Genomic DNA, 11981 nt, shown 5'->3' on the forward strand with positions numbered 1-11981 from the left:
TTTATTGAAAAAAGCCCTTCAACGGGCTTTTTTCATGCATTTAATTTTTAGATAAACTCTTTTTGTGAAAAATACTTGATATCTGGCGAATAATTTTTAATGTGTGGCGTTTCCAGCTCCAGTATTTTATGACTTTAAGGCTGATATAAAGTGGAGCCATCGGGAACAAACGAATGTTGTAGATTATGAATTTGAAAAAATATTTAAGCTTATGTTTGTTTTGATATATTAGTCTCGCTCCGAAATCGCCTTCCGTAATAGTTGTGGTGTATAGAATTTTACCATAGAATTTATTGGGCTCGCAGAGCATTTTTTCTTGTGGTAGTTTGAAAACATGTTCTAGAACATCCATGATGGCGGCACAACCTTTTTCCATGCCGATTTTCTTTACAAAATCCCATGTAAACCGTCGATCCTCTTCTGTAGAATGCATGAGCAGCATGTAATAATCCATATACTGCCTAAGGCTTACTCCTGAAAATAAGGCGTGTTTGTACAGATGAGGCAATTGCATGAGCAGTGCAAAACGGATGCTTGGAGTATAAAAGCCTTCTGGCGTTAGCGTCACGTTTTCTAGTTCTGAAAGTAAAATTTTTTGAATTTCTTCATTGGTCCTGTTTAACCGAATCTCCAATGATGTAGATGATGGCCTGTGGTGGACTTCAATATGGATTTTGTTTTCGTTAGAAAATTCTATGTCGTGAAATTCTGGTTCCAAGTGTTCTAGGTTTGGAATCTTTAAATCTTGCAACAAGTTTAAAACTTTTTCATAGCCGCCAGGAACCCAAATATCGATATCGCCGGGGAGCCTTGAAAATGGGTCTGGGTACAGGCGCGCGTTTGCTTGACCTTTCAAAATGGCGCTTTTGAACCCCCGTTCTGCAAATAATTGCGTGTATCGCGCTGCCTCTTGGTTCATGAGGCGGTTTTTGCCTCTAATGGCTTCTGCGTCACGGGCCCACAGCAATGTTTGCCGGAAAGGTGGTTGTGATTCCTTGGGTAAACGAGTTATTGCAGTATAGGTGACTCCTAATAGGGTCTGCCTATGAGCCATGGTGTATAACTGCCTCCATTCTTGAGGCGTTAGAATATATGGAAACTCTTGCGAGATCCCGAGAGCTATTCGCAGGAGTTCACAGAAAGGTTCGTCAATCTTTGTTTTCAAGGCTTAACCATGGGTTTGAAATGACGTAAAAATACCATTTTTATTTATCAACAACCTTAAAATTTAATACAACTTCCGTTTTATACAAGATTTTTCGTTTTTTAGGGTGTTTTTGGGGTGCGTTGATAAAAATTTTCTTTATTTTACTTTAAAAAAAACTTATTTTAGTAGTAAATAATTATTGTGTTAAGGTATTAAGGAGAGGAGATGAAACCCTTGGAGGGCAAATCTGGCTTTACTCTTATGGAGCTAATGGTCTATATAGCTCTATTGGGGGTGATTGTCGTTATAGCAGGGCAAGCGTTTAGTGACAGCTCTAGAATGCGAGTTCGTTCGCAAAACATGTTGCAGTCCTCTGAAGTTGCAGAACGTGTAGCTACTTTTTTCAAATTAGATATTGCGCAGACGGGGGCAAAAACTGCGGTGGAAGATGGACCCTCTGGTGCCGGTGCGGAGTATGGAAGCCGATTTAGCGAAACTTATGCCGCTGTCTATATGGATCCGAACAATGCAAGTGATGATAAAAAGGATTCATCCTCTTTTTCAGTTGTGACAAAAGATGGTTTCGACAGTCTAACCGTAAGACGTTTGCGTTACGATGAAAACGGTCATTATGCGGGCATAGAGCAAGTTTCTTGGTTTGTTCAAGAAGGAACGCTATTTCGCAGTTGCAAGGTCCTAAAAAATAAATCGCCGCTTCCTGCGGATGACCCTTGTTCCGACAGCACGGTTGCCGAACCTGCTGCGGTAGAGATGGCGACTGGGGTGAGTGCTTTTAGGGTTATTCCGTCGAAGCCGAGCGTTCTGGGCGACAAAGTCCAAATTTTCCCGGCGTCGGGCGAAACTGAATTCAGGTTTGTGTCTCGGAGTGACGGCTCTCGCGAAATTCCGCTTGTCTATAACGAGAAAGATGAAGTCAACAAGGGTGGGAACATACAGACCATAACGAATTTCTATCAAAATTACGATCAGACGCTACAAACCGTGAAATCGGAAGAAAATCGGAAGTTCAATGAGGTTATCGCTATTCGTAACGAGACGTATTCTGAAACTTCATGGCAGGCTTTATGCGCTAAAGACGGTAATCACTTTACTTTCGTGCCGGGAGACGAATACGAAATTTCCTTTGAAATGGAGCCGCCGGCGGTCAACACGGACAAAAGCAAATTGTTCGTACCCGGAGAAGACCACATGTCGGTTGGCTTACGGGACGGAAAGACCGGAGAACTATTCAAAGTCGATAATGTCGTGCAGTTGAACGATTTCATGTTTTTCCCGCCTCTGGGCGTTAAAAGCGAAGGAAGCGGAGTCCGTTCCATGCGGTTCTCTGTACCGGTTGCGTTGGAAAATGCTTGTCTTGCTTTTACGTTCGCCTGTTATTCTCCACTGGTATCGCAAGGAAAAATCTCTTTTACGAGGGTAAGAGTAAGCAAGATTCCAAGTGCCAATTACACGTTTGAAGAATATGATTTTGAGGCTCACAAGAACGACAAGAAGAATGTCAAGGCGTTCTTACTGAAATTGGATATAAAAAACGGTGGCGAGTCAGGACATGCCGAAGTAGTTGTTTTGGCTTCGAGTAACGGTCCAAGCGATTAAAGCGAGTTGGGGGGATTTATGTTTTTCAATCGTAAAAATTTTTTGTCATTCGTCAGCTGCAAGCAATGCCGCGTTTTCGCGTTCTTTCGCCTAAAGTCTGGTGTGTCTCTTATCACTGTGCTCATGCTTATGCTTGTGGCTACAATTGCGGCAACGGCTACATACAAGTTGCTCTCTAATGTAGGCTTTACGAGCGAAAGCCGAATGCGGATACAAGAAGCGCATCAAAGTTCTCTTGCGGGTATAGAAAATGCCCGTATGTGGATGACGTTCCATGCAAATGACGTGGGCGCCTTGATGAAGGCTTTCATCGATGGCGGGAATAAACCGATAAACTTGGATGCGAGATTACGCCCGCTGCAACGTGCGGGGCAGAATTACCATGTTTGGCTGACTGGGGTCAATACCGAAAAAAGTACATCCAAGTTAAAAATACTTTCGTCTGGCGAGTCCAAAAACGATACAAGGTGGAATGAAGTTGCCATATTCAATGTGGATGGTCTGTATCGCGTAAGGCTTTTCGAAGAAGAATCCCATGCAACCATTCCGTTCAAGTACAACTATTTTGGCGGTTCGACAAAAACGGCTGGACATCTAAAAGCCTTTTCGATGTTGATTAATGGTAATTTGGAATCGGAATCTAACCCGGTATATACAGATGACGATCTTGTTGTTACAGGAAATGTCAAAATGTCAGGTAATTCTGTCGGTGCAGGAGGTACAGTTTGTGTCGGTGGCAACTTTGATGCAAACAATGGGGTGCTTGGTAATGATTTCTATATCGGTGGAAATGCGAACGCGTTCACGTTCCCGTCATCGAATGATGCCGCTCATCTCATCAATGCTAACGTTACGGGAAACGTATATATTGAAGGATACCTTAATGCACCGACTACGGGCGACCAGAAATTCCAAAAGAACGTGACTCTTAACGGTACATGGAAAACTAATCTCCAAGCGCATGATTCCCGTGTGGCCGGTAACCTTTGCTTAGGCCAGAAAGCCAAGGTCCAGCTGGACAAGAAAATACCGGCGAGAACTTTTTTAGTCGGAGAAAATGTCTGGTCTGAAGCTTTGTTCCCTATAGCAGTTCCAAACGGCGAGGATAATCAGGATGGCTATGAAAGAATCGTCCTTGGAAATAAAGCGGAATCGAAAGTCTATATCCGCAGCGCTCATCCTATAGCGGATTACGTGACCCTCAGGAATGACAGAACCTTTATCGAAAAGAATACCTATTATAGGGGAACTTCTGGCGGAGCTTGGGGATTTGGTCCTCAATCGAGATGGGATAATAAAACGACTCGCCCTTATCCAGACCTTAAACACCATATAAAGACGAAAGACGATGCTTACTACTTCTACTATTACAATGGACAGGGACAGGATGTCGATTTTATTGTAAATAACCTTGGCGGTGATTCCTATGCAAGCTATTATGTCGAAAACGTGCCCTTTTATTCAAATAATAAAAACCATTATTTGAATTACGAAAATTCAACGCCTACAGGTTCTCCTTATTGCAAGGCTGGGCCTGATAAGTGGCGCCCTGAATGCAATGTATCGCCTTGGTTCAAGTCTTTGGGTACTGTATCGAGAGACCTTTCTGCAGGTCGTGATTTTGAATGTGCTGAGTCCGTCAAGGCTCATTGTGATTCCATTTGGGAAAAGAAAGAAGGATGCGATCATTCAAAATACAAAGTCGATGACATTCTCATAACCGCTTACTCCAAATTTGAAAAGTACGCAAACAAGGGATGTTCGGATGTAAAGCTTTGGGGAAATACGATGGCCGATAGATTGAATGCATGCTATAGGAAAAATTCCAGCGACCCGGAACTTGCGAAGACGAACCTCTATAACGGCTACCAAGTGGTGAAAGTGGGGGAGCCTGGGGGTAAAAGGGATCCGAAAACGCCCTTGAAAGGAAAGTTCATTATCATTGTGACGGATGCTTTGGGGCAGCAGAGTTTGCCTCCGACTACGTCTGATTCCTATGTCTTATTATACTTGACAAAAGGACAAAAAGGTGAATCTTTACTTCCGGCTGACAATTCCGGTAGCTATAACTACTTTATCTATACGAAGGATCATATTAATCAGATTTTGTTTAACGAAGCTGTGTTCAGTGGTTCTGTGTATGCAACGGCTGAATCTTGCTCTAAAGTTCGCAAATTCCAATCCCGTTCCATGACGTTCAATGAAGACTTGATGAACGACTTGTCGGCGAATGCTGTCATTTGTGCTGCAACAGAATCGTCGTGCGGAGGCATTGTCGCTGCCGCAAATCCCGGAGAAGGTGGTGCCCAGCAGGGCCAAGAAGAGGCGGGCGGGGCTAAATTCGATTCTTACTACATCTCGATGGCTCCGCAATTGGGTGTGAGATTGGAATCGCAAAACAGGACTTCGGAATCGCTGCCGCAAGCGAATGATGAAAACGTGACGGTCCTTTCTCCGTCCTTTATCGTGCTTCCCCGCGTCATTTATTTGCCCAATGATCCTTATGGCAAATTGACGGACTATTACAGCGTGCAACAGCTCAATGCCTCTGCCGGTGTGGCTGCATTGAAAAAATCGGATGTCGATATCACTTGTGAGGGGCCGGGAGATTTGCCTGTGAATGGGGCTCTCTATGTGGCCGGCTCGCCGCTCAGCAAGGGACTCTATACCTGTAAGGCTTCGGCAACGGGGTATTCTGATATTCCCTTCTGGGTCCATGTCGGTGATGATACCCGCAGCACTCCGCAGGTATCATTCGAGTCCAACTCTTTTAAAATGGGCGCCAACGACATAAAAGAGGTCAAGTTGGTTGTTCCTGCACACGCAAGTCCTGTTACTGTAAATATCTATTGCCCTGATGAAGAAAATGAAACGTGGTCCTATGTAAACTCCTTGGACGCTAGCGTTACGCGTGATGGTGTGACGTGTAAACTGCAACTGCCCGCAAGCGATGCGGAGTCAACTCCTACGTTGGCTATGGTAAGGACCATGAATGCGGTGGAAGGTTTGCTGATCTTCCAGTTGCTTCCTGGCGAAGGTTACATTCCCGGAACGCCGTCTTCGACCGAACTTTACCTTACGTCGAGCGCACAGCTGAATCGCGAGGATGCGACAGGCGCTGAAATTGAAACTTATTGCAATGACCATTCGGGGGACTGCCCTGCTAACTACAAGACATACTGGCCGGACTGTGATATTTCTGAAGTGTGGGTCGAACCGACGGGGACTCCTTTCATCAACAAGGTTGACAATTCTACGTGGACCGTTATGGCCGGCAATACGCAAGCCGTAACCTTGGCTCCCACCGGTAATGACAACGATTGCGTGGTGATTATTCCTGAGACCAACAATTCCATTGCGGCAAATGGCGTTAAGGCGAATGAATCTTACACGTTGCGTGCAAGTGCAAAAGCGTCGATGAGAACGTTTACGGTGGGGTTCAGGGGCGATGTCGGAGCAAACAATCATCCGGTGATCAATGTATCGATGAACAGCACCTCTGGCAGCAGGAGTGTGGTGTGCCGTTACGACGATGCTACTGCCGATCCGGAAACGCAGGGTAAGAAGTGTTCTGTGCCCGTTTTCAAGGGCGATTTGGTGACGGTATCGTTAGAAGATGATGTCAACGCTTCAGAATTCAGTTTTTGGAAATGTACCGGAACAAGTTGTCCGACAACCGATGAAACTGTTACTAGCAAGACTTACAATTCGTTTACGCTGACCGATAACGGAACGGAGTTGATCGCCGTATTTGGCGAAGCCGACAAACACTGCTTTTTTGACGAATTCAAGAATTCGAGTGTCGAATGCGGCACCGAAACAAAATATTGTATAGACAAGTGTGGTAGCGATCTTACGTCTGTGTGTGCCGGAGCTGAAGTGGCGGGAATGTATTCTGAATCCAAGTGGCACTTGATATCCGGTTTGCATTCCCATATACTTTTGGGATCGGGGGGCGAAATTCATATCGACAAGTCGGTTATCAAGAAAAAGAAAGAGTCGGCCCGCGAACCGGTTGTGGTCATGAGTACGGTAAATGCAGGCATTGTAGGGACGTTAAAGGCGTTGATTAATGTTCCGCGCGCGACTTCTAGCTATGATATCTCCGCCGTCAATATAAAGAATTCCGGATTCATGCTTCGTGCGAATACTTACGGAAATGATTACTTTATGCTGAACCTGTATGAAAATAGGGAGGGCAAACTTGAAGCTCAATTGTGGAGAGGCTCTACAAGCTTGTCGTTTGTTTTGACCGATAATAATGGATATTCTGCGTCTGTGTCCAATTCAAAAATGGTTATGGTGACGGCAAACGTCACAACGTCGGATTCTATTAAAGTACGCGCGTATGTCGGAAATTATTATGGGGGATCACCAAGAGAATATGAATGCACGTTTGCCCTTGCCGATTTCAATAGCACTTTGGCCGATGTCGCCCATGAGTTTGTTGGGTTCAGCTTGGCCGATCCGAATTTCAAAATTTACGGGATTGGTTGGAAAAGCGGAACCTACAATTCGGAATGCCACGATACCTATCCGACTGTCAAGTGTTCGTTCGCTGCTGTTGCGACAGATGGAGTCGTCAAGACGGATGAAATCGTACAGCCCTGGGTGGGCCATTCCGGATGGTTCGATTCAAAGAGCTGTTTACCGGTTTATTACTACTATAACGGCGACGATGCCTCTATCACGTGTGGATCCCTTAATGTATCGGGGGCGACGTGTTCGATGGGATACCAGTTCGAAAAAAGTGGATCAGGTGCGCATGGTTATACCGAGGGGGACACCGAATATAAAACCGCGAAGGTTTGGCTTGCAAATTGCTTGAACATGGATGATTCGGATGTAAGTTGGCTTGCCTCCGCAGAAGCGGAACGCGCCCACTGCGGAACCTTCTGGACGGGCGAATTTAAAGAATGCAAGGAACATCAGGATTTGTTCAACGGAACCAGAAGTGTTGGCTATGGGCTTGATGAATCCGTCGTTTTCGATAGCGAACAAAATCTCAGAGCGGCGACCCTTCACGTAACGCTTGAAAATACGGACAACAATGAAGTTGAAATGTGGCTTGTGAGTGAAAGCGAAAACTGGGGCAGTGTCGATCATGAAAGCCATTCCGTCAAGATGAACGGGAATAGCGGATCTTTTGACATTATGCAGGATTTTGCTTCGGGCTCGAATGGTTTTGATCCCGAACACGTAAAAATGATTGTTTTGAAAAACCATGGCTCGACAAGCGTCACCGTGACATCGATTACGAGCACTTGCGCAAATGCAATCGGTATAACCTCTTGCAGGGCCGAATACGATGGAAACAATTGGAATGTGACGATCCCGGTGACGAACAAGAACTTGATTTCGAGCCTGCAGGTGACTGCGACCGTCGAGGGAGGAACTAGTTTGGATGTGACCAAAGGGGCGACAGGCGATGAAGGTATTGTGTGGAACGGTGATATCGCACTCCTGAGCATTCCCGACGCAAGCGTTTATAATTACCAAGGAAAATCGTATGTCTTTAATGCGGCGATTACGGGCGCGTCTGGTCAGACCGCGTCAAAACCGTGTTCCGTCTCTCCGGACCCGATAGGGACGATTGGCGTCGATTGCTCGGTCATTAGTTCCATAGCAAGCGGAGCTAGATTCCCGACGTTTAACGTGAACTTCAACGGGTGCCCGGGAGTTGGCTGCGATTACGAAATATATCTCGATTACGGTAAGAGCGGCAGCACCAAGATAGCGACTGGCACGGAGAAAATGTCGGCCCGCCATTCTGCAAATCAGAGCGAAAATTGCTCGGTTACTGCCGGTTGCGAACACACCTATACGGTAAAGAGCACATCGACTTCAGCACCTTTTGAAGATTGCAGTGCAAGTTTCAAGGTTATGAGAAATGCGGAAGATGTTCCGCCGACCGTTACGTGCGGAATTTCTACAAACCAATATGGATTCTCTGCCGATCCCATTTCAGTTGCGGATAATGTGTATTTCTTGGCTCGCAATGAGGAAAGTATCGAAAGAACGTTCAATGTGACCTTGAAAAAAGGTGAAACGACGGTTACGACCGGAACCCTGAAGAATTGGTCTCAAATCACGAACGTGGAAAACCTGGGAACCTTGCCGAAAGGAAATCACATTTACAGCCTTTTTGTCGGCTCGGAAAAAGTATGCGATGTCAATGTTTCCGTGACCGAAGAGTCGGGTGCTTGCAGCATTAGCGGAAACCTTTATGAAGGGCAACTGCTTACGATGAATGTTTCTGGAGTAAAGTCCAATACGCAGTTTACGTGGACGTTGGACAATAGCTTTAAAACGATTGACTGTGGTACGGGCGGATGCTGGAACAATACCATGAGTGCTCCTGCGACGGCGGGCTCCTATTCCTATACCGTAACAAGAGGATCCAGCAGGATCTGTTCGGGGAGCTTGACGATAAGCCCGATCCTTACGTGCTCGGTGACTCCGAACGAGGTGAAAATGGGTGAAAATTACACATTCCAGGCTACACGTGCAGGCGGTATAAATTGCTGGAGCTGCTCCTATACTTATGATGCCGGAACAGAGCAGAATGCCAATACGGGAACCCCAATCGTAAAGACTGCAAGCCGTGTAGGCGACAAGACTCTCTCGTTTGGCTGTACTTGCGATAACAACACCAGTGCAACCTGCTCTACGCATTTGAACGTTATTAAGCCTAAGCCGACATTTAGTTGTGCGGAAAACCTTAAGGCCACGGTTGATACGGATGATAACGTCAATATCAGGCTGACAGGCATAACGGGTTGTGAAGACGCTTGTGAGTATATGGTTACTGGAGATAATGTAGTGGGAGCGTGGAATAGTGGCTGTACGGGTTCAAGTTGCAGCCTTCCCGCGATTACGAATAAATCGAAGACCAAAGGAGATACGGCCATCTACGTCGTCACCTTGAGAGATTCCAGCGTATCAAGACGAGAAACGGAACATGAATGCAGCGTGACGTTTACAGAAGCTTCTAGTTGCCATTGCACTTGCAGCACCGGATGTGATAATTTGAGTACGGAATCGTCTATCGTAGGGCCGCAGGCTTCGAAGCATTGCCTGTTTGCGACGACAATTACAGAAATAAATGAAAACTATGATAGACATGCAATTATGGTGAACGGAGAAAGACCGATGTATTGTTATGATTCTGACGGAAATAGCGAAAATCATTGTAGGAGTAAACTGACTTCATTGACCAAAGTTGATGGCGGTTATTATATCGAAACTCCCGCGACTTCAGGAAACGATTCTTGGTTTAGGGTTACTGTAGGCGGGTCTAGGACGCCCAATTGCGGAGACGGGGGATCTGGAGAGACTACTCCTGTGACTCTTACACATGGTGGCAGTTATTACGAATTTATCGAGGGTGAAACCTATCTGTTGACTTGCGATGGTCAAGAACGAAGCCTGATTTGCACCGCTGATGGAGATGGAAAAACATTGTCAATTACATATCCTGATAAAACGACTGTATCTTGGTCTAGCTTATCTTGGCAAAATACTCGCCAAAATGAACACTATCAGACAGCAGGTTCTTGCCTGACTGGAACTAAGGTTAGTGTCTCGGGAGGTGCGATTCGCTGTAAAAATGCGAATTAAGATTATTGTGGTCGTCGTTTTGACGAAGTGAATTATTCCTAAAAGTGTGATGCTCATCACCCGTTGTGGCGGGTGGTGATTTGCGTTTTGTTACAGAATTTCCTTTTGAAAAAAAAAATTTTCATTTTTTGTTAAAAAATAATTATTTTTAATAGAAAATGTGGTGTTAAGGATTTTGAAATGAATAATAAGAAGGTGAAATCCGGTTTTACCCTTATGGAGCTTATGGTTTACATAGGCCTATTAGGGCTAATTGTTGTTATTGCGGGGCGAGCGTTTAGTGACAGTTCTAGAATGCGGATGCGTACTCAAAGTATGCTACAAGCAAGTCAGACTTCTGGGAATGTAGCGACGATAATCAAGCAGGATATTGCGCAGCTTGGGGCGAAAAGCGCAAAGATAACACCTGATCCGGCTGATACTCCTACCCTGATGGATGAATTCGATTTTAAGGATTCCGTCTATATGAAAATAGATGTTACTAATGCTGGCAATAATGACTCTTCGTCATTTACTATCAAAAAGGGGCAAGGGGATTCTGAAGATTTAGATTCGCTTATTATGCGTCGAGTTCGTTATAGCGATGCTGGCGATTATGAGGCTGTTGAAGAGGTTTCCTGGTATGTCGATGAAGACCATGTTCTTTGGAGATCATGTAGAGTTGTTGACATAAAAACAGGGGTGTCTAATGATGAAAATTGCCCGACAGAAGGTGTAGGCTCAGTCGCTATCGCAGAAAGCGTTGCCAAATTTAAACTCACTGCGGCAACTCCTGCCGTTGCTGATTCTTTAGTTAGCGTTTTGCCTTCGGATGTCGATAGCGTTAAAAATTTTAAGCTAGTGGCACGATTTGGCGATAGTATTTATGAACCTCTGAACGCTAATCCTGAAGATGGGGGGTCTTCGATTACGCTTTCTGGTTTTTATAGAAATTATGACTTTGATGAAAGCAATCCAGGCCCTATCACGGAGCCGGACAATATCAAGGCTAATCAAGTATTTGTTGCTGATCCTGGAGCGAGTACTCATTCTTGGAGTACGCAATGCCATAAAATTACTCTAGAACCTTATGTTGAATATGAAATTTCTTTTTCTATGCCTCCTCCGCCAGAAGATGATGCTAGCAGAATGTTTTGCCCTGGACGCGACCATATGGCTGTAGGGTTTAGGTTTGCCGATGGAACTAGAAACGGGAAAAAACCAGATGGATTATATGATTTTCAGTTCTATCCGCCAACTGAAGGCGATGATACGGATACAGGGCTCCGTAAGATGCGTTTCGTAGCAAACGACACCCTTAAGAATGTCTGTTTAGGGTTCTCGTTCGCTTTGTTTTCTCCGGTCGCCTCTGCTGGGAACATCAATATTTCCGACTTAAAGCTTAAAAAGGTGCCGACATCAAATTACAAGTTTGTAAATGGATCTTGTTACCTCACTCCCGGTAGCGCTTGTCCTGCGAATAGCCCTTGTTGCGATCCTAAGGTCAAGAAGAACGTGAAAGCCATCAAGGTGGAATTTTCTATTGCGAAAAACGGCGAATCCGGTGCCGAAACCGCCATTATTCCTATCCCTAGCAACGGCCCCAGAGACTAAGGAG

At 45.2% G+C, this 11981-nt stretch carries 4 protein-coding genes; 3 read left to right on the forward strand and 1 reads right to left on the reverse strand.

Translation table 11 applies throughout. From position 1 onward, the window contains the following. Positions 1 to 40 precede the first annotated feature (40 nt). On the reverse strand, positions 41 to 1165 hold the full coding sequence (locus IKG78_RS15890; protein ID WP_290945268.1) for a nucleotidyltransferase family protein: 1125 nt from the start codon (positions 1163 to 1165) through the stop codon (positions 41 to 43). A gap of 207 nt (positions 1166 to 1372) precedes the next feature. On the opposite strand from IKG78_RS15890, the gene IKG78_RS15895 reads away from it, so the two are divergent. The 3 genes from IKG78_RS15895 (at position 1373) to IKG78_RS15905 (ending at position 11977) form a co-directional block, all read left to right on the forward strand. Next, the gene (locus tag IKG78_RS15895) at positions 1373 to 2764 is read left to right on the forward strand and encodes a prepilin-type N-terminal cleavage/methylation domain-containing protein (protein ID WP_290945271.1); all 1392 of its coding nucleotides are present in this window, start codon (positions 1373 to 1375) and stop codon (positions 2762 to 2764) included. Positions 2765 to 2866: 102 nt separating this feature from the next. After that, on the forward strand, positions 2867 to 10384 hold the full coding sequence (locus IKG78_RS15900; RefSeq protein ID WP_290945272.1) for a hypothetical protein: 7518 nt from the start codon (positions 2867 to 2869) through the stop codon (positions 10382 to 10384). A 180-nt stretch (positions 10385 to 10564) separates the two neighbouring features. After that, positions 10565 to 11977 carry a prepilin-type N-terminal cleavage/methylation domain-containing protein gene (locus tag IKG78_RS15905; RefSeq protein ID WP_290945274.1) on the forward strand — a complete coding sequence of 471 codons (1413 nt, stop codon included), beginning with the start codon at positions 10565 to 10567 and terminating at the stop codon, positions 11975 to 11977. Positions 11978 to 11981 lie beyond the last annotated feature (4 nt).

Source organism: Fibrobacter sp., from assembly GCF_017545445.1.
Taxonomy (GTDB): Bacteria; Fibrobacterota; Fibrobacteria; order Fibrobacterales; family Fibrobacteraceae; genus Fibrobacter.